17 protein-coding genes are annotated in these 19,055 nt (G+C 61.4%); 10 read left to right on the top strand and 7 right to left on the bottom strand.

Annotation, left to right across the window (positions count from 1 at the left end; genetic code table 11):
• The 6 genes from cobA to ABW043_RS13190 form a co-directional block, all read left to right on the top strand.
• Window positions 1-723: uroporphyrinogen-III C-methyltransferase (cobA, locus tag ABW043_RS13215; protein WP_353921673.1), on the top strand; the 723-nt coding region annotated here is incomplete at its 5' end.
• Entirely contained in the window at window positions 720-1,049 is a 330-nt protein-coding gene (locus ABW043_RS13210; protein ID WP_353921672.1) for a DUF2849 domain-containing protein, read from the top strand. The genes cobA and ABW043_RS13210, both read left to right, overlap by 4 nt.
• Window positions 1,036-2,694 (top strand): nitrite/sulfite reductase, encoded by a 1,659-nt coding sequence (locus ABW043_RS13205; RefSeq protein ID WP_353921671.1) that lies wholly within the window; start codon window positions 1,036-1,038, stop codon window positions 2,692-2,694. Before ABW043_RS13210 ends, ABW043_RS13205 begins: the two co-directional genes overlap by 14 nt.
• Window positions 2,681-3,955 carry a phosphoadenylyl-sulfate reductase gene (locus tag ABW043_RS13200; RefSeq protein WP_353921670.1) on the top strand — a complete coding sequence of 425 codons (1,275 nt, stop codon included), beginning with the start codon at window positions 2,681-2,683 and terminating at the stop codon, window positions 3,953-3,955. The genes ABW043_RS13205 and ABW043_RS13200 overlap by 14 nt, the downstream gene beginning before the upstream one ends.
• Window positions 3,956-4,107: 152 nt before the next feature.
• Entirely contained in the window at window positions 4,108-5,133 is a 1,026-nt protein-coding gene (locus ABW043_RS13195; protein ID WP_353921669.1) for an NAD(P)/FAD-dependent oxidoreductase, read from the top strand.
• A gap of 169 nt (window positions 5,134-5,302) precedes the next feature.
• The gene (locus ABW043_RS13190) at window positions 5,303-5,626 is read left to right on the top strand and encodes a 2Fe-2S iron-sulfur cluster-binding protein (RefSeq protein WP_353921668.1); all 324 of its coding nucleotides are present in this window, start codon (window positions 5,303-5,305) and stop codon (window positions 5,624-5,626) included.
• Window positions 5,627-5,656: 30 nt separating this feature from the next.
• Here ABW043_RS13190 and ABW043_RS13185 read toward each other — a convergent pair whose 3' ends face one another.
• On the bottom strand, window positions 5,657-6,232 hold the full coding sequence (locus tag ABW043_RS13185; RefSeq protein WP_353921667.1) for an NADPH-dependent FMN reductase: 576 nt from the start codon (window positions 6,230-6,232) through the stop codon (window positions 5,657-5,659).
• Window positions 6,233-6,327: 95 nt separating this feature from the next.
• Here ABW043_RS13185 and ABW043_RS13180 point away from each other — a divergent pair, with 95 nt between their 5' ends.
• Window positions 6,328-6,756 (top strand): winged helix-turn-helix transcriptional regulator, encoded by a 429-nt coding sequence (locus ABW043_RS13180; RefSeq protein ID WP_353921666.1) that lies wholly within the window; start codon window positions 6,328-6,330, stop codon window positions 6,754-6,756.
• 4 nt (window positions 6,757-6,760) lie between these two features.
• Here the strand turns inward: ABW043_RS13180 and ABW043_RS13175 are convergent, their stop codons facing one another.
• The 4 genes from ABW043_RS13175 to ABW043_RS13160 form a co-directional block, all read right to left on the bottom strand.
• Window positions 6,761-7,777 (bottom strand): YcjF family protein, encoded by a 1,017-nt coding sequence (locus ABW043_RS13175; protein WP_353921665.1) that lies wholly within the window; start codon window positions 7,775-7,777, stop codon window positions 6,761-6,763.
• A complete protein-coding gene (locus tag ABW043_RS13170; protein ID WP_353921664.1) occupies window positions 7,774-9,225 on the bottom strand; it encodes a YcjX family GTP-binding protein in 1,452 nt (483 codons plus the stop codon). Before ABW043_RS13170 ends, ABW043_RS13175 begins: the two co-directional genes overlap by 4 nt.
• 95 nt (window positions 9,226-9,320) lie before the next feature.
• Window positions 9,321-10,232: a homoserine O-succinyltransferase gene (locus tag ABW043_RS13165; RefSeq protein WP_353921663.1), complete on the bottom strand. Its 912-nt coding sequence runs from the start codon at window positions 10,230-10,232 to the stop codon at window positions 9,321-9,323.
• 65 nt (window positions 10,233-10,297) lie between these two features.
• Window positions 10,298-11,164 (bottom strand): ATPase, encoded by an 867-nt coding sequence (locus ABW043_RS13160; protein ID WP_353921662.1) that lies wholly within the window; start codon window positions 11,162-11,164, stop codon window positions 10,298-10,300.
• Between the two features lie 296 nt (window positions 11,165-11,460).
• Between ABW043_RS13160 and ABW043_RS13155 the strand changes: the two genes are divergently transcribed.
• The 3 genes from ABW043_RS13155 to ABW043_RS13145 all read left to right on the top strand — a co-directional run bounded on the left by ABW043_RS13155 (window position 11,461) and on the right by ABW043_RS13145 (window position 17,881).
• Window positions 11,461-13,575, top strand: a complete 2,115-nt coding sequence (locus tag ABW043_RS13155) for a flagellar hook-basal body complex protein (protein ID WP_353921661.1) — start codon at window positions 11,461-11,463, stop codon at window positions 13,573-13,575.
• Window positions 13,576-13,790: 215 nt separating this feature from the next.
• On the top strand, window positions 13,791-15,653 hold the full coding sequence (gene flgK / locus ABW043_RS13150) for a flagellar hook-associated protein FlgK (RefSeq protein ID WP_353921660.1): 1,863 nt from the start codon (window positions 13,791-13,793) through the stop codon (window positions 15,651-15,653).
• An 11-nt stretch (window positions 15,654-15,664) separates the two neighbouring features.
• Window positions 15,665-17,881 carry a flagellin family protein gene (locus ABW043_RS13145; protein WP_353921659.1) on the top strand — a complete coding sequence of 739 codons (2,217 nt, stop codon included), beginning with the start codon at window positions 15,665-15,667 and terminating at the stop codon, window positions 17,879-17,881.
• Between the two features lie 309 nt (window positions 17,882-18,190).
• Here ABW043_RS13145 and flaF read toward each other — a convergent pair whose 3' ends face one another.
• Both flaF and flbT read right to left on the bottom strand, forming a co-directional pair.
• Window positions 18,191-18,532 carry a flagellar biosynthesis regulator FlaF gene (gene flaF / locus ABW043_RS13140; RefSeq protein WP_353921658.1) on the bottom strand — a complete coding sequence of 114 codons (342 nt, stop codon included), beginning with the start codon at window positions 18,530-18,532 and terminating at the stop codon, window positions 18,191-18,193.
• The gene (gene flbT, locus ABW043_RS13135) at window positions 18,504-18,941 is read right to left on the bottom strand and encodes a flagellar biosynthesis repressor FlbT (RefSeq protein WP_353921657.1); all 438 of its coding nucleotides are present in this window, start codon (window positions 18,939-18,941) and stop codon (window positions 18,504-18,506) included. Before flbT ends, flaF begins: the two co-directional genes overlap by 29 nt.
• Window positions 18,942-19,055: the final 114 nt, after the last annotated feature.

Below are 19,055 nucleotides of genomic sequence, written 5' to 3'. Positions count from 1 at the left end.
GCTGCCGATCTCCTAACCCTTCGCGCCCAACGCCTGTTGCAGCAGGCCGATGTGATCGTGCATGACCAGTTGGTCCCGGCGGAAGTCGTTGAAATGGGCCGGCGCGATGCCGAGCAGATTTGCGTCGGCAAGGCCAAGGGGCACCATTCCTTCAGCCAGGCGCAGATCAATACGCTGATCGTGCGGTTGGCCGGCGAGGGCAAGAAGGTGGCGCGGCTGAAGTCGGGTGATCCGATGATTTTTGGGCGCGCTGGCGAGGAAATCGAGGCGCTGCGCAAGGCCGGGATCGAGTACCAGATCGTGCCGGGCGTGAGCGCAGCGCTGGCTGCCGCAGCTGATACGGCAACGCCGGTGACGTTGCGGAAGGTGTCGAGCGGGTTGGTCGTGGCGACGGCGCATGGTGCCGATGATAGCGAGCTGGCCCACTGGGCTGCTCTCGCCGAAACTGGTCTTACGCTGGCGCTCTATATGGGCAAGTCTATTGCTGCCGAAACGGCGGGACGGCTGGTTGCGCTGGGCGCCGCGGCTGATCTGCCGGTGGGCATTGTTGTGAATGCAGGACGGGCCGAGAGCGGGTCCTATGCGGGTAATTTGGGTGATCTCGCGCGTGGCGCGGTCGAGTTCGATGACGGACCTGCCGTCATCCTTATCGGTCGGGCCGTGGCGCATGGCGATTGGGTTGAGGCCGTCGCCAGGAATGCAGAAAGTTTCAAAGTAGCATGAGCAAGGAAATTCTCACCGGCAACGAGCTCACCTCGGGGGCGGCGGTCTATCTGTCAGCCACCGGCGAGTGGGTGGAGCCGCTGCAGTCGGCGCGTCTCTTCTCCAAGGAAGAAGTTGCCGAGCGCGACGCCGCGCTGGCCGCGACCAAGGCCGGCGGCCGTGTCATCAGCCTTGAAATCGAGGAAGTCGACGAGGTGAACGGCCAGATCGTTCCCAAGCGTCTTCGCGAACGTATTCGTGCGGCAGGCCCCACCGCGCCGCTTACTCTCAATGGGCAGGCTTACGACCGCCAGCATCTGGGTGAGGACGGTCATGTATCGATATGACGAATTTGACGCCGCGTTTGTAGCGGGTCGCACGGCGCAGTTTGCCGATCAGGTGAAGCGTCGCCTTTCTGGCGAGCTAACCGAAGACCAGTTCCGCCCGCTGCGGCTGATGAACGGGCTCTATCTGCAGCTCCACGCCTATATGCTGCGTGTCGCGGTGCCCTATGGCACGCTCTCGTCCAGGCAGATGCGCAAGCTAGCTCATATCGCTCGGGTTTATGACCGCGGCTATGGCCATTTCACGACGCGCCAGAACATCCAGTACAACTGGCCGAAGTTGAAGGACATTCCGATCATTCTCGACGAGCTGGCATCCGTCGAAATGCACGCGATCCAGACCTCGGGCAATTGCATCCGCAATGTCACGACGGATCAGTTTGCCGGCGCTGCCGCCGACGAAATCATCGATCCGCGTCCAGTCGCTGAAATCCTGCGCCAGTGGTCGAGCCTTCACCCGGAATTTTCGTACCTCCCGCGCAAGTTCAAGATCGCCATCACGGGCGCGCCGCAGGATCGCGCGGCCATCCGTTTCCACGATATCGGCCTACAGGCTGCCGTGAACGGCGCTGGCGAAATCGGTTGGGAAGTTTGGGTTGGTGGTGGTCTCGGTCGTACGCCGATGATCGCCAAGCTGATCAATAGCTTTGTGCCCAACGAGCACCTATTGGCTTATCTCGAATCCATCATGCGCGTTTACAACCGCTATGGCCGCCGGGACAACAAGTACAAGGCGCGCATCAAGATCCTGGTGCACGAAGAAGGCCTGGAAACCATCAAGGGCCAGGTTGAGGCTGAATTCGCAGAGGTTCGCGGCGGCGTTCTCACTCTGCCGAGCGAGGAAGTTGACCGTATCAGCGCCTATTTCGCGCTTCCGAACTTTGCCGCACAGACGCTGACCAAGATCGATGTGGCCTATGAGTCCATCGTCGATGCCGCCTATGGCCGTTGGCTCGACAACAATATCAATGCTCACGCCCAGCCGGGTTATGCCTCGGTGACGGTTTCGTTGAAGCCTGTGGGCGGTGCTCCGGGCGATGCGACGGATACGCAGATGGAGGTCGTCGCCGATCTCGCTGAAAAGTATTCGCATGACGAGCTGCGCGTGACCCATGAGCAGAACCTGGTTCTGCCACATGTGGCGCTGGCCGATCTTCGCGCCGTCTATGATGCGCTGGTGGCTGTAAAGCTTGCCGAGGGCAACAACAACCTGATCACGGACATGATCTGCTGCCCGGGCCTCGATTTCTGTGCCCTTGCCAATGCTCGCTCGATCCCGATCGCGCAGGAAATTTCCAAGAAGTTTGCCGAGCCGGCACGGCAGAAGGAAATCGGCGAGCTCAAGATCAAGATTTCCGGCTGCATCAATGCCTGCGGGCACCACCATGTCGGTCACATCGGCATTCTGGGCGTCGAGAAGAAGGGCGGCGAGCTCTATCAGATCACGCTGGGCGGTGATGCCACCGAGCATGCTTCCGTGGGCAAAATCATCGGGCCCGGTTTTGAGGCCGAGAACGTGCCGGGCGCTATCGAAAAGCTGGTCGATTTCTACATCGCCCAGCGAACCAGCGAAGAAGAAACATTCATTGCAGCCTATCGGCGTCTTGGGGAAGCGCCTTTCAAGGAGGCCCTCTATGGGACTGCCTAAACTCGCTCCCGCCCAGGCGGCACACGACAAGCTGAAGGCGCTGGGTATTCTGGCGCTCAACGGCATGTTCGACGAAATGGATGCGCTGAGCGTGCTCCGTTACGCCGTCAGCGACGTGCTGCCGGGCGATCTCGCCATTGTCTCGTCCTTCGGGGCTGACTCGGCGGTCCTGCTGCACATGGTGGCACAGGTCGATCCCAGCATGCCGGTCTATTTCCTTGAGACCGGCAAGCATTTCCCGGAAACGCTCGCCTATGTCGAGACGCTGAAGAAGCAGCTTGGCCTGATCAACGTCCATGCCATCCACCCCAATTCGGATGACGTGAAGCGCTTCGATCCGAATGGCGATCTCTGGGAGACGGACCCCGATTCCTGCTGCCATATTCGCAAGACCGAGCCGCTTGAGCCGGTGACGGAGCAATATGGTGGCTGGGTAACCGGCCGCAAGCGCTACCAGACCTCGGAACGCGGCGTGCTGCCGCATTTCGAGCTGACGAGCGATGATCGCATCAAGGTCAATCCGCTGGCCTATTTCTCCGACGCAGACGTCGTCGAATATCGCCAGAAGCACAGCTTGCCCGAGCATCCGCTCTATGCCAAAGGCTACAAGTCTATTGGCTGCGCGCCTTGCACCTCGATCGTTGCCGAGGGCGAAGATCCGCGCGCCGGACGGTGGCGCGGCCTCAATAAAAAGGAATGCGGCATCCATTATGACTTCAGTGGAGCGATCGCCAATCCGATGACTGCCGCAGCCCGCCACACCCTCTGGAAAGACGGGGCTTTTATTGCCGATCCCTTCAAGGAATGGGTCGAAGGCACCGCGCCGTCCGAAGCCCGGTATACCCACGTGCCGCTGTCGGAATTTCTGGCCAATCGCGACGATTATCTGGCGAGCCAACACCCGCTTGGGCTGTTGGTTTCGCCCGGCGAGAAGATCGAAGACGTGGTCGATGATCTTACTCGCTTCGCTTCGATCGCCATCAAGTTCCCGGCCTTCTCGGATGGTCGCGGTTACTCGACGGCGCGGCTTCTCGTCGAGCGGTACAAATATGCCGGTGAAATCAGGGCTGTAGGCGATGTCCTTCAGGATCAGATTCCGCATATGCGCCGCTGCGGCTTCAATGCGCTCGTCGTCACCCACGAGCCGAGCCGCCAGGCGCTGATCGAAAACCGTCTGCCGGAAATGGCCTTGTTCTACCAGCCTGTGGGCGTCACCGAAGTACCGCTTGGTACTCGCCCCTTCCTTCGTCGCGTCTCCTAGGATAAGTGGAGCGCGTTAGTCGCCTTTAATCGGGCAAAGCCGGGGGCGCTGGTGACAGCGGCAGTTCCCATTCATCAAGCGGGGCAATGGGGCCCCGATGGGACCAACCTTTCCGGAGCCGCAGCGGCTCCGGTGTCGAACGGACTTTGAAAATGAGCACTGAGATCACCACCGACGTTGTCGTCATCGGCGCTGGCCCCTGCGGCCTGTTCGCGGCTTTCGAACTCGGGCTCCTCGACATCAAATGCCACTTCATCGACATTCTGGATCGTCCCGGTGGCCAATGCGCCGAGCTTTATCCGGAAAAGCCGATCTATGACATTCCGGCTTTCCCCATGGTCACCGGCCAGCAACTGACCGACAACCTGATGGCGCAGATCTCGCCATTCTCACCCGAATTCCACTTCTCGCGCATGGTCAATTCCATCGAGAAGCTGGAAGACGGCTCCTTCAAGCTGCAGACCGATGCCGATGAAACCTTCTTCACCAAGGTTGTGGTGATCGCGGCCGGTGGCGGCTCGTTCCAGCCCAAGCGCCCGCCGGTGCCCGAGATCGAGCAGTTTGAGAACAAGTCGGTCTTCTATGCCGTGCGCAGAATCGAAGACTTCCGTGGCCAGGATGTCGTTATCGTCGGCGGCGGTGACTCGGCGCTCGACTGGACGCTGAACCTGCAGCCGATCGTGCGCACCCTGACTCTCGTTCACCGTCGCGACGCCTTCAAGGCGGCCCCGGCTTCGGTCAACAAGATGAAGGAACTGGTGGCCGACGGTAAGGTCAATTTCCAGCTCGGCCAGATCGCCAAGCTCGATGGCGAAAACGGCCAGATCAACCACGTGCACCTGACGACCGACGCCGGCGATCTGTCGATCCCCGCCACGCGCCTGCTGCCGTTCTTCGGCCTTACCATGAAGCTCGGCCCGGTCGCCGATTGGGGCCTTGAGCTCAATGACAACACCATCGTCGTCGACACCGAAAAGTTCCAGACCTCGGTCCCCGGCATATTTGCCATCGGCGACATCAACTACTACCCCGGTAAGCTCAAGCTGATCCTCTCGGGCTTCCACGAGGCCGCGCTGATGGCTCAGGCAGCCAAGGCAATCGTCTCGCCAGGCGAACGCGTGGTGTTCCAGTACACGACGAGCTCGACCAAGCTGCAGAAGAAGCTGGGTGTGGCTTAACGCCAGCCTAACCTCCGACCACCGCGTCATCCCCGCGAAAGCGGGGATGTCACTAGGCCCGCGTTGAGATTCCGGCTTGCGCGGGAATGACGTCGTGGCGGAACGAATGTCCTACTTGCCTTCTCGCCCCTATGAAGGCTAAGCACGCCCCGCTGTTGAGGAGCGCCCCATGAAGATCACCGTTACCGACCAGGCAGGCGAAGTGCACGAGCTCGAAGGGCTCGAGGGCTGGCGTGTGATGGAAGTCATTCGAGACTGGGGCCTCAACATCAAGGCCGAATGCGGCGGCGCGCTGAGCTGCGCCACCTGCCACTGCTATGTGGATTCCGAATGGCTCGACGCTGTCGGCGCGCCGAGCGACGAGGAAGAGGACATGCTCGATAGCGTGGGCGACGTGAAGTCGAACTCGCGCCTCTCGTGCCAAATCCTGTGTTCGGATGAGCTCGATGGGCTCAAGCTGACCCTGGCGCCAAGCGCCTCCAAGGACTTCTAAGGAAAAGCCGGGCCGAAGCCCGGCATCCGTTCATTCCGCTGCGATCGCCGTTGCCTTGTCGACGCCATGTCGCTCGATGAAGGCACTGAAAGACTGCACCCAGCCATTGAGGAAGGCGAGCGTCGTCTCGTCGGTCACTTCGAGATTGTCGGTGATCAGGCCTGGCTTCATGTTGAAGTAGACTTCCGGCTGGCCCATGACCAGCATCCCATAGACTGGCAGCACCGAGCGAAGGTGGCCCTGGCCGGCGGCGGTGCCGGTGGTGCCCGGCGTGGCGCCCACGAGAGCCGTCGGCATGTCTTTCCAGGAACTCTGCGCATAGGGGCGCGAGGCCCAGTCCAGCGCGTTCTTCAGCACGCCGGGAAAAGAGCGGTTGTATTCCGGCGTCACAATCAGCGCGGCATCGGCGGCTTCGACGCGACGCTTCAGCTCGGTCACGACGGCGGGCGGGTTCGCCCAGAGGTCGTTGTTGTAGTAGGGCAGGCCGGCGAGATCGAGATAATCGAACTTCAGTTTGCCCTCGGCGAGCTTTTCCAACGTGTGGGCAAACTTGCGATTGACCGAGTTGGCGCTCAGGCTGGCGACGAGAACAGCGACATTTTTCATTGGAAGAACCGTGGTATCCATTGGTAACTGACGCTATATGAGTGACTGTCTTTCGCAGCGCAAGACCGCACTTTTTTGATACCTGAGGCACCAAAATGAAACCGATCATCCACGAAATCACCAATGATTGCCGGCCCGTGGGCGAGATCCTCAATCAGATCGGCGGCAAGTGGACGGTTCTCATCATCAACGTGCTGAGCGGCGGGCCGATGCGGTTTTCCGCAATCAAGCGCCAAGTGGGCGGGATCAGCCAGAAGGTGCTTACGGCGACGCTGCGCGATCTCGAAATGGACGGCTTTCTGACGCGCACCGTGACGCCCTCGATCCCGCCGCATGTTGATTATGAGCTGACGGAACTGGGCCAGGACCTTCAGGGGCCGCTTGAGGTCCTCGGCGCTTGGGCGGTGAATAACCGTCCCAAGGTTCTGGAGGCGCGCGTCCGCTATTTTGCTGCGCACCCGGAGGCCATGCCTAAGCGCAAGCCGCGGCTTGCACCGCCGCCGTTGCGGGTTGCTGCGGAGTGAGCTTCTAAGCGCTCTTGCCGGCGTCCTGCGTGACCTTGACGAGTTCGGGGATGAAATCCCGGACCATGGGCTGCGGCTGCGTATCGAAGGGCAGGGGCCGGACCACCCGCATTGCGGCGATGCCGACGCGGACGGTCATCAATCCGTTCACCACGCCTTCGCCCAATCGGGCCGAGAGCTTTGCAGCAAGGCCCTGGCCGACCAACTGCTCGACAATACCGTCGGTCAACACCAGGCCGCCCGTGACGGCGAGATGCGACAGGATCGCACCAGCGAGGCGCCAGAAGCCAAAGAAGCCCGGTCGGGCGCCGTAGAGCGCCGCGATGGCCCCCGCCAGTCGCACGCTCTCGTAGATCACGAAGGCCACATCGATCAGCGCCCGCGGCGATATGGCGGTCACCAGTGCTACGCGCCTTGCGGAAGCAGCGGTCAGTGCCTTGGCGCGCGCATCGAGTGGCGCCATGAGGCTGCGTTCGGCCAGCGTGACGATCTCCGTGCCATCGAACAAATGCGGCAGGTTGGTTTTTACCACCTCGCGGCTGCGGGCCATTTCGGGGCGGTCGGCATAGATGCCTTCCAAGCGCTCGGCGACATGTCGCGCCAGTTTCTGATCGTCGTCGCTGCGCGCCCGCGCCGCGTCGGCCTTGAGCGCATCGAGGGTGCGCAGGCGGCGCAGGGCAAAGATTTCCCGGGCCACGAGCGCGATAACAGCGACGACAAAAGCGCCGAGCACGCCGAGTCCTGCCCAGCCGAGCCATTCATAGCGCGCAAAGAGATCGCGGATCAGCCGGTCGGCCGCCAGCGCCAGGCCGGCCGAAACCAGAATGCTGCCCGCTGTCCAGGCGATGCGGCCGATCCAGCCCATGCGCCTTGGTGGCGGGCCGACAAGGTCGGGCTCCAGTTCGGCCTCGAAGGAGGTTTCGACGAGCTCAGCCTCGGCGGGCGCGAAGGCGCGCGGGATGCGGACGGGCGTTGTCGTTTCGCTCTGCGTCTGGGTGGGGTGGGCGATGGGACGCTTCATGCCATCCAGTCTCCGATGAGATAATCGAGCGCGCGGTCGAAGCGTATGTGCGGCAGCACCACTTCGCCGTCGGCATTGGTTTCGAGCTTTTGCGGCGGGGTGAAGCGCAGGAAATTCAGCGCCACGGGCTGTCCGTTCTCGAACAATGAATCCGGGCGTTCGGGTAAGTCGCCGGGAAACAAGGCGATTTCGGTTTTGCCGTCATAGGTGGTGCCATCCAGTTCCTCGCCTGCCTGCGGCGTTCCGATCAGTGTCGGCAGCGTTTCTCCCTGCTCACGGATCGTGCCTTCGCTGGTGGCGCGGATGGCGGCGAGGGCGAGCGACTTGGTCTCGGCCCCGGCGAAGCGCGCTCGCTTGCTGGCATTGCCGACGAGGCGGTTGAGAATGGCTTCCAACCGGTCGTGGCTCGTGTGGTGCACATGGTCGGCCTTGGTCGCGGCAAAGAGGATGCGGTCGATGCGGCGACTGAAGGGGCGGAGCAGGGGATTTGCTTCGCCCTGACGGAAGCAGGCGAGGACCGATGTCAGCGCCGTTTCAAGATCAGCCACTGCGGCCGGCCCAGTATTCAGCGCCCGCAAGGTATCCACGAGCACGACCTGGCGGTCCAACCGGGCGAAGTGATCGCGGAAGAAGGGACGGATGACCTGGGCCTTGTAGGCCTCGTAGCGGTTTTCCAGCATGGCATAGAGGCTGTTGCCACGGATTGGTTGGCTCGGGCGCGGCAGGGGGGCGAAAGTGAGTGCGGGTGAGCCTTCGAGATCGCCGGGGAGCAGGAAGCGGCCGGGTGGCAGGGTGGAAAGCGCGCCATGCTCGCGGCTGCGACGGAGATAGGTCGTGAAGGCCGAGGCCAGGTGCTCGGCACTGAGGTCACTGGCGTCCTTGAGAACGTCCGTGCTGTCGAGCTCGGCAAGGAAAGTTGCTGCTTCGTCGGCATGGCCGGGCTGCCGCGCCCGCTCCAACGCCTCGGCGCTCCACTCGGCAAAACTCTTGCCGAGCAGGGGCAGGTCGAGCAGCCACTCCCCGGGGTAATCGACAATATCGAGATTGAGCGTGGCGGGGCCTGAAAATCCGGCCCACCATTTGGCCGACTGGAATTTCAGCACGATCCGTAGCTGCGAGATCCGCCGCGTGCTTTCGGGCCAGGTCGCCGGTCGCCCAGTCAGCGCCGCCATATGCTGTTCATAGGCGAAGCGCGGGATCGTCGCGTCGGGGTACTCGGCCAGCTTCGCGCCAATGAACCTCCCCTCGGCCAGCGGCGAAAAGCCAGGCAGGCGACCTTGCGTGAGCAGGTTGTGGATCAGCGATGTGATGAAGATCGTCTTGCCGGCCCGGCTAAGGCCGGTAACGCCCAGCCGCAGGGTGGGGGTAAGGACGCCAGTGGCGCTGTCGGCGAGGTTGGAGAGGGCAATGCCCAGTTCGTCGGTGATGGTGGTGGGCGGTTGCGGCAAAACTCAATTCCCCATGCGTTAGTGCAAGTTAGGGACTGGGGTGCCTTTTGCAAGGGCGGAGGCGGCGCGACAGAAGTGCACCGCCTCGCAAAGTCTCAGGGCTTGCCGATTTCACCGAGATCGTATGGCGTCGTCTGGTAAATCTCGTTGATCCAGTTCTGGAACAGAAGATGGGCATGGCTGCGCCAGCGGTTCTCCGGCTCGACTGACGTGTCGCCGTTGGGGAAGAGATTGAGCGGGGCGACAGGATTGAGCCCGGCCTTGACGTCGCGCTCGTATTCATCGGCCAGCGAGCGGTTGTCATATTCCAGGTGGTTGAGGAAATAGACCGATTTGCCTGACTTTTCGCCGAGCATGCAGAGGCCGATATCGCTGTCCATCAGCACTTCGAGATCGTCGCCCACGCTTGAGCGATCGATGTCGTTGTAGCGCGAAACCGGGATCATCGGGCTATCGGACATGCCGCGGAGGAAAGGCGAGCGCGGGTTGGTGATGCGATGGCGATAGACGCCAAAGGCCTTCTCGTCCATGCGGTAGCGCTTTACGCCGTGGAAGTGGTGCAGGGCCGCCTGCGCGCCCCAGCAGATGAACATGGTGTGGTGCACATTGGTGCGCGTCCACGCCATGATTTCCAGCATCTCGTTCCAGTAGCGCACGTCTTCGAACGGGATATGGGCAATCGGCGCGCCAGTGACGATAAAGCCGTCAAACTTGCGTTCCTTAACCTCCTCCCAGGTCTGGTAGAAGGTCTTCAAATAGTCTTCGGACGTGTGCTTGGATTGATGCTCGGTGATGCGCACGAGCGAGAGATTGATCTGCAGCGGCGTGGCGCCGATCAGGCGCGAAAACTGCGTCTCGGTGCGCTCCTTGTTCGGCATCAGGTTGAGGAGGCCGAATTCGAGCGGGCGGATGTCCTGCCGCGAGGCGCGGCTGGTATCCATGACGTTGACGCCCTCGTCTTCGAGGATTTTGCGGGCGGGCAGATTGTCGGGAATGCGAATAGGCATTTGAGCCTCTAAATGGGCAAGGAAAAGCGGATTTCGGGCATCGGCGCGTCCCCGTGGGGCACGCGCTAACGCATTCGCTTTTCGATAGCTGCGGCGACGAGATCGACAAATTCATCGCCGTCGCGCACCATGGCCAGGTCCGAAGCTTCAACCGTATAGCCAAAATTGTCGGCTAGCGCCTGATAACGCGGCAGTCGGTCGTGCAGCAGCGCCTCAAAACCCCAGGCGCCGAACTTTGCCGGATCGACATCGTTGTCTGCGCTGATGGTGTTCATCTGCTTGAACTCGGCCCATTTCTCCAACAGGAAGGCCGGCCGGTAATACATCGGCTTTGGGCTCTGCTTGAAGCGGCGCACCAGTTCGGCGGCGTCCTTGTCGGTGCCGCGAATATAGAGCAGCAGCGTATTGTCCGCGAGCGTCTTCACCACCGGGTCATTGGCGTCGTCATGGTCGATGACTTCGATCAGTGACCCACCGGTATCGGCTATGAAATCGTCATAGCCATAGAGTGTCTTGGCGCGATCAACGAAGTGCGGCACGTCGCGCAGGGCAGAAATTTCCGCCACGCGATGCTGCTCCTGCCGACGCTGGTATTCGGCCAGCGGCAGGCCACCCTTTTGTGGATCGCCGGGTGTGCCGAGATAGCTCGAAAGCGGGTCGAGATTGTCGAAGGTGATGTTGGACGAGATGTAGATCGAGTCCGAGCGCAGGAGCTGCGCGAGGAACGGCACCTTCATGGCCTCAGCCTTGAAGTTGTCGACGATGTACTCGCCCATGTGGCGGGTGCCAATGCGATAATCGACCGAATAGTGGAACCAGCGGTTCTTCCGCAGGAGGTTCGACAGCCGCGTCTTGCCTACGCCAGCCATGCCGAAGACCGTGATGGCACGGCGCGGCGCATTGATGAACTGATCGGGCGATTCAAACAGCATGTCTGGGACTTTTCTTCGGGCAGGCAGCGCGACAAAACAAAGACTTAGAGACGGTTCGGTGTTTGCCACAAAACGCCGGTTCGCTCCAGAGCAATCCCATTAAACGCGGCACCGGCGGAAGTCAGGCGGCATTTTTTGCCATACGCCACGCCATTTTCTGCCGATCGGCAGGGTGTAGAGGGTGCTCCAGAGTCAAAAAGACAAGTTAATTCATATGGTTAACGAGTTGGCATTGCCCTTGCATTGCTTGGGGCAAACAGGCGCTTGCCTCGTCTTTTGGGGAACTGGAGTTTTAAATGGGTATTTTTGGCGCTCTTCAAAGTGCGGTTTCTGGCCTCAAGGCTCAGTCGCATGCCATGGAGAACATCTCGGGCAATATCGCCAATTCGCAGACGATTGGCTACAAGCGTATCGACACCAGCTTTGTTGATATGATCCCCGACGCGCCCGTCAAGCAGCAGATTGCTGGCGCGGTCTCCGCCTATTCGCGCTCGATGAACACGCTGCGCGGCGACATCCAGAATGCCGATACCGAAACCTACATGGCCCTCAACGGCTCGGGTTTCTTCGTTGTCGAGAATGGCGATGGCTCGGGCGGTACCTTCTATACCCGCCGCGGTGACTTCGACATCGATCGCAACGGCTACCTCGTTAATGGCGCTGGCTACCGCCTGACCGGCCTCGGCATGGATAATGGCGTTGTGACCGGCTCGGTCGCCCAGGCTGTCAAGATCGACAACGCCTTCCTGCCGGCCAAGCGCTCGACCACGATCAATTACCAGCTCAACCTGCCGCAGACGCCGAAGACGGCCACTTACGTCTCGACAACGCCGGGCAGTGAACTGCTGAAGCCCTGGAGTTATTCGGGCGACGTGCAGGGTTCGCCCGTTGCGCCGAAGATCACTGGCACGCCGACTGCGCCAACCACGATCCCCGCCTACGGCTACGGTAACATCGCGACTGGTTCTGCTCTCGCATCCACCATCGTTTCCGGCACCGACTCCCTGACGATCACCATCGGCGCGACGCCGCGCGTCCTCAACTTCGATACGACGCTTCCTGTCGCGGTTGGCAGTGTCGACGCAACGGGCGACGTCACCACCATGCTGGCCAGCATGCAGACCGAGTTGCGCGCCCTGACCGGCGGCAATGAGGTGGTCAAGCTCAAGGATGGCCGCATCTTCGTGCAGATGGATCCGGCTGGCACGGCGTCCATGGCCTTTACCTCCACCCCCGCTGGCCTCCTGGGTCTCAGCTCGGTCACCTCTGCGGTAACCGCGGGTAACGTCAACTCGGCCAATCTGCCGGCCGATCTGATGGGCGTTCACGGCCAGCAGCTCGAAATCAGCGTTGGCGGCGTGACGCGCAAATACCTGCTCGACGCCACTGGCACCATGACCGCGGGCTCCGGCATCGTCAAAGTTGACGCTACCGGTACGCTCAAGGAAATGCTGGATGTTATCCAGGCCGACCTCCGCTCCTATGGTGGACCGGGCGCTAGCGGCGCAACGGCTGCCTGGAGCCCCACGGGCGGCCTCGTAGTCGACTTCCCGGGTAACTATCGCTCCGACGTCACGATTGCCGGCCCTGCCGCCACGACCCTGGGCATCGCTCAGACTGTAGCTGCCTCGACCGGTACGCTCTCGACCGTCTCTGCCGCCAATTCCGAACTCTTCGTCAAGGAATCCATCTCGGGTGGCGGTATCACCGTCTACTCGCAGACTGGTGAGCCGGTGAACGTGCAGATGCGTTGGGCAAAGGTGTCCGACGAAGCGGGCGTCGCCACCTGGAGCATGTTTTACGCGTCGGACTCGGCGCCGGGCGCCACCAATGCCTGGACCAAGCTGGCTGACTACACCTTCGACCAGGGCGTGCTCTCGGGCGTTGCTGGCGGCTCAGGCGTCACGGTCAGCGGCACCGAACGTCTTGCCATCAGCAACCTCACGGTGAACGGCCGCAGCTTTGGCTCGCTGACCATCGATCACGGCCTCAAGGGCATGACCCAGTTCGCTGACAACAGCGGCATGGCCTCGACCACCAAGTTCACGCAGGACGGCTACGGCGCCGGCGAGTTCATCTCGGTGGGCGTGTCCGACGAGGGCCAGGTGATCGCTTCCTACACCAATGGCGAAACCCGCGCCGTGGCGCAGATCATCACCGCCAGCTTCTCCAACCCCAATGCCCTCAAGCGTGGCGATGGCGGCACCTATACGGCCACGACCGAATCCGGCGAGCCGATCATCAACCAGTCGGGCGAAGGCATCGTGGGCTCCTCCACCGAAGCCTCCAACACTGACATCTCGGAAGAATTCACCAAGCTGATCGTCACCCAGCAGGCCTACTCGGCCAATACCAAGATCGTGACCGCAGCTGACGAGATGCTTCAGGAAGCTCTCAACATGATCCGCTGAGGCTCAACAATGCTTTTGGAATGCAGCACCTCTTCCTACCGGCCTTTCGGGCTGTCTGGCCGGTTAATGCCCCGCCTGGGCGGGGAGAACAGCAGCATTCCCTTTTTATCCATGGTCCCGGCGCATGCGCCGGGACTCGCCATTTCTCAGATTCGCCGTGTCTTCGGCCTGGCCACTAGTGCCTTGCAGAGGTTCGGCGCCAAAGGAGACCCGCTATGGGTTTGACGGTTGCAATCGGGAATGCGCTTTCCGGCCTTAAGGCCAGCCAAACGGCGCTGGAAGTCATTTCCCGCAATATCTCGAATGCCGGCACCCCCGGCTATCACAAGCAGACGCTGAACGTCGTCGAAGTTGGCCGTGGCGACAATTCCTACGTCCGCGCCGGCAATGTCGACCGCGCCTTCGACTCCATCCTGCAGAATTACTACACCAAGCAGGTGCCGGAGACGGCCTATTCGGTGACCCGCGCCACCTTCATGGACCGCATGCAGACGGCGCTCGGCAAGCCAGGTAGCGCTGGTTCGCTCGATACCATGATGGGCAAGCTGCAGACCGCGCTCGACGCCTTGGGCACCAGCCCGGACAACTATGCGACCCGCGCCGATGTGGTGACTAAGGCCACCGACATGGCCAACACGCTGAACCGGCTATCGCAAGAAGTGCAGGCGATGCGCCGCGAGGCCGAGACCCGCATGGCCTCGACCGTCGACTCGGTCAATTCCATGCTCACCTCGCTGCGCGACGTGAACCTGGTGCTGGCCGACTATGGTGTTGACCAGAACACGCGCAATAGCCTTCTCGACCAGCGCGATCGCCTGGTGTCGGGCCTGTCGGAAACGATGGACCTTCGGGTCGATTACAATCCCGACGGCACCGTGCGCCTCGCTACGCGCTCTGGCGCGTCGCTGCTCGACGTGAAGCCCTCGCTGCTCGTCTTCGAACAGGCTGGTTCGCTCACCCCGACCACCGAGTTCAACGTCGACGACAGCAAGAATGGTGTCGGCAAGCTCATCATCGAGACGCCGAACGGCACCCGCGTCGACCTGATCAAGGACGGCGCGATCCGCTCGGGTACACTCGGCGCCCTGATCGAACTGCGCGACACGACCCTGCAAGACGCGCAGCGCCAGCTCGACGACGTTGCTTCGGCCCTGGCCCAGGTGTTCTCCTCGGTGCAGGAGCCTGGCACGGCCGTCGCCGGTCCGCCGTCAGGCTTCGACATGGACCTTACCAAGCTCCAGGATGGCGATGATTTCACCATCAAGTATCGCGGCAATGATGGTGTCGAACGTTCGGCCAAGGTCGTCCGCGTCGATGATCCGGCAAAACTGCCGCTGACGAGCCCTGACAGCTTCGGCAATCAGGTGGTCGGCGTTCGCTTTGCCGGCAATGGCGTCGCCGGCAGCGTCGACATGTCCTACATCACCAGCGTGCTCAATTCGTCGCTGACCGTTGGCCCGACGTTCTCGGGCACCGGTTCGACGCTGGAAGTGCGCGCCAACGGCAACGGTACGCCGATCAACGCCTCGACCCGCTGGACCGCCACGGACCTGCAGGGTGGCCAGCTTGGCATGCCGCTCTTCCTCGATGCCGAGGGCAAGCCCTTCACCAATTCGCTGGCCGGAAATGGGCAGCGTCTCGGCTTTGCCGGTCGCATCACCATCAATCCCGCCGTCGTTGCCGACAACACACTGCTGGTCAACTACAACGCGACCACGGCGTCCGGCGACAACAAGCGCGTCAACTACATCGCCGAGCAGTTCGACTCCATGCGGTTCGGTTCGAACTCCATGGTCGGGGCCAAGAATGGCGGTTTCCGCCTTTCCGGCTCGCTCACCGACATGATCTCGCAGGTGATGGAATATCAGGGCAGCTCCATTCAGACGGCGCTGTCCGCCAGCCAGACCAATAGCCAGACGCTCGATGCCATCACGTCACGCATGGAAGAGAGCTACGGCGTCGATATCAACGAGGAAGTGGCCCGGCTGATGGAGTTGCAAAACGCCTATTCCGCCAATGCCCGCGTTGCCTCTGTCGTGCAGGAATTGCTCGACACCCTCATGCAGTCGTTCAGGTAAGGGCGTTCGTCATGCTGATCAATAAATCCATGTATCCGGTCAAGGCAGGCTATAGCGCCATCTCGACCATGCAGAGCCAGCTCGGCAAACTCCAGACCCAACTCGGGTCTGGAGAGAAGGCGCAGACCCTGGCGGAAATGGGCTTTGACCGCACCGTGTCGCTCGCGACGCGCAATCGGCTCACCAAGCTCGACTCCTTCGCCGCCAATATCGACACGGTCAATCTCCGGCTTAACTTCCTCGACCAGGGCTTTACCTCTCTTGCCAAGCTCAAGTCCGAGACCCGGACTTCGGCAACGCCCACCAGCTATGGCGAGAACAATCTCACCATGGTGAGCCTTCAGAAGGACTCGCAGAACCGCCTGTCGCAGCTGCTCGAAACGCTGAACCTTAGCGTGGCAGGTCGCTACCTCATGGGCGGCAACCAGACTGACAAGGCGCCGGTCGCCACCTATGACCAGATCATGTATGGCGAAGGCACCGCGCAGGGCTATCTCGGCGTTGCCGAAGAGCGGCGCAAGGCGGACCTCGGCGCAGATTCCGGTGACACCCTCGGCAATGTCGGGCTGCCGCGCTCCACAACGCTGGGGCCGTGGAAGAACAAGCTGGTGATCTCCTCGGCCGAATTCGAACGGTTCGGCTACAAGATCATGTCGATCTCGGGCAATTCCGCGACGACCCAGACGTCCGGCCCAACGGCCGATCCGCTGGCCCCGACCGTGCAGGTCACCACTCAGCCAGCTGATGGCGACGTTGTTACCTTCAACATGACCCGCCGCGACGGCACGACCCAGACTTTCACGGCGAAGGCTGTGGCGCCGCCGACCGTGCCCAACGACTCTGCAACGCCGCCGGAATATTCCATCGGCGCCACGCTTGAGGACACCGCCGGTAATCTCGAAGGTCTGATGGGCCAAAAGCTCGGTAATCTCGAGAACTTCAAGATTTTCACCTCCTCGGATGCGGACGTGAAGGTGATCTCGTACTCGGACGGCATGGAGTCCATTTCGGTCAAGTTCGACAAGCAGCCGCCCGATGGCGAAATGCTCACCATCGGCATCAAGAACCGTGACGGCGTGACCGAGGATTTCCAGTTCAAGGCGGTCACCGGTACGCCGGATCCGCTGGCAACCAATCCGCGCGAGTACCAGATCGGCGTCAATCGCGAGGAAACGCTCAAGAACCTCAAGGGTGCCATCGAGACCAGCGTGGGTGGCCTTGATGCCCCGCTCAAGCTCGGTCGCCTTACCGCGGGTACCGTGCCCGCTCCGAATGATACGACGGTTCGTCTCGAAGAGCAGACCCCGCCGACCATTTTTGGCTACAAGCTTGCTTCGGCATCCACCACCAGCAGCAAGATCAATGTCAGCGCCATTGCGGGCAATCCGGCCAATATGAGCGTTCAGTTCATGGGCAATCCGCGCGCCGGCGAGTCCGTGACCATCAACCTCAAGATGCCGGATGGCACCAGCACCCCGATCGTGCTGCAGGCCGTCGATCGCGAACCGGTCACCGGCCAGTTCGTCATTGGCGCCACGCCCGAAGAAACCACGGCCAACTTTGAAGCGGCCCTGAAGCTCAAGCTCGACCAGACCAGCAAGACCGATCTGGTTTCTGCCTCAAGCTATGCGGCGGCGGACGACTTCTTCACGACCGATGGTGTGGCGCGCCGTGTTGACCTTTCGGGCGGCAATCCTGAGACGGCCACAGTCTTTGCCGCACCAAATACCCGCGAGACGGTCAAGTGGTACACGGGCGAAGTCGGCACAACCGGCGACAATCCCCGTCTGTCGGCAACAGCCCAGGTCGATGACTCGACCAAGGTCGGCTATGGCGTTCGCGCCAACGAAACGGGCCTTCGTGAACTGGTGAAGACCCTCGCAGCTATGAGCTCGCAGGAGTACGACATCAACGACACGACCTCGAAGGCACGCTTCAGCGCCATGGTCGAGCGGCAGATGGCGACGACCTCGAGCGCTACGGCAACCAACAAGGGTTCGATCGAGCAGATCGGCCTCGAACTGGGCGTGGTTCGCGCCACCACCGGCGGCGCCGCCGAGCGCAATACCGCCGCGTCCGGCCAGCTCGAAACGCTGCTGAGCCAAGTCGAGACGGTCAGTATGGAAGAAACCGTGATGCAGCTCCTGGCGCTCAAGACGCGCCTTGAGGCCAGCTACCAAACCACGGCGACGGTCGCTGGCCTGAGCCTCGTCAACTACCTCAAATAGGCGCCAGAAGGCGTCCTAGTGGCCAGAAGGCCGAAACGAATACGGGGCGCGCAAGCGCCCCGTTTTGCTTTTGGTGGAAGGTTTCCAGTAAAGGCGTCGGGTCGCTACCGCCGTAATTGCAGGGCTGTCCCGGACCACCGGACAAGACCGTTGGTGACGATCTCTGAGGCGCGGCTCTGAGCGGATCTCCATTGCTGTAGCAGCTCGCGGGCAGGGGGGCTTCATACCCCGCACAAACAAAAAGGCCCCCGGTTATATCCGGAGGCTCTTGTCATCGCATCTAGGCGAACTTGTAGGCAGTGGCCTTGATCAGGCTTCTTCTTTACCGCGCAGGCCGGCGGCCAGCTGGCGGTTGATATTGATCAGCGGTAGGAGCTTTGCCTGGCTAGGCTCCATGCTAAGCTCGCGCGTCTCGTTCATGACGAACAGACCCAGATTGGCGATGTTCTGGCGAACCTGAGGAGGAAGCGGATTGTCTTCACGGGTAACGGACGTGAGGAAGATATTCCAGATGCGGCGGTTATAGAGCAGGGCCTCTGGGAGGGTATCCTGCTTTAGTTCCCAGGCGTCGTGGATAAGCTGGAGATTGGCAGCAGCGCGCGATAGCAAATTGGCTTCGCGATCACGCGGGGCTTCCGTTTTGCGGGCCACCTGTTGGTATGCCTGCGCTCCCTGATGGTACATTTGCAAGAAGGTCCTGTTCGTACTGAATTAACTTGCGGGCTGCCTTGAGAGCTTTGTACAGCGCGCCGGTTAAAATCTCGTTGTTGATCCCATTTATGAGAGAAATCATTGAGGGAGCAGCATGGATTATCTCATTGACAAGACGGAAGTATTCGTCGCGGAGCCGCGCCGTATCGTCCTCGAGATACATCAGTTGCACGGCCAGGTAGATGCGCTTTGCGGGCGTATCTGCGGTCGCGATGGTCAGGATATCCTTTTCGCGCAGGATGGGCGCTTTGCCGTCGATGAAGAGCCGCGTCCGCTGGTCGGAATTGGTAATTATGCACTGCCCGATGATGAGACGTTCGCCGGGCTTGAGTTCGACCTTGAGGGACATGGCTTCTGTTTTCCTGTTCTGGGAATGCCGCCGTTCGTCTGACGGGCTTTGGGATGGATAGCAGTCGCCGCCGATGGACGCTAGCGACTAAAGGGCGGAGCGGGCAGGGGAATC

This window comes from Devosia sp., from assembly GCF_040509215.1.
GTDB lineage: Bacteria > Pseudomonadota > Alphaproteobacteria > Rhizobiales > Devosiaceae > Devosia.
Note: the sequence above shows the minus strand (reverse complement) of the source record. Positions and strands in the feature narration are given on the sequence as shown.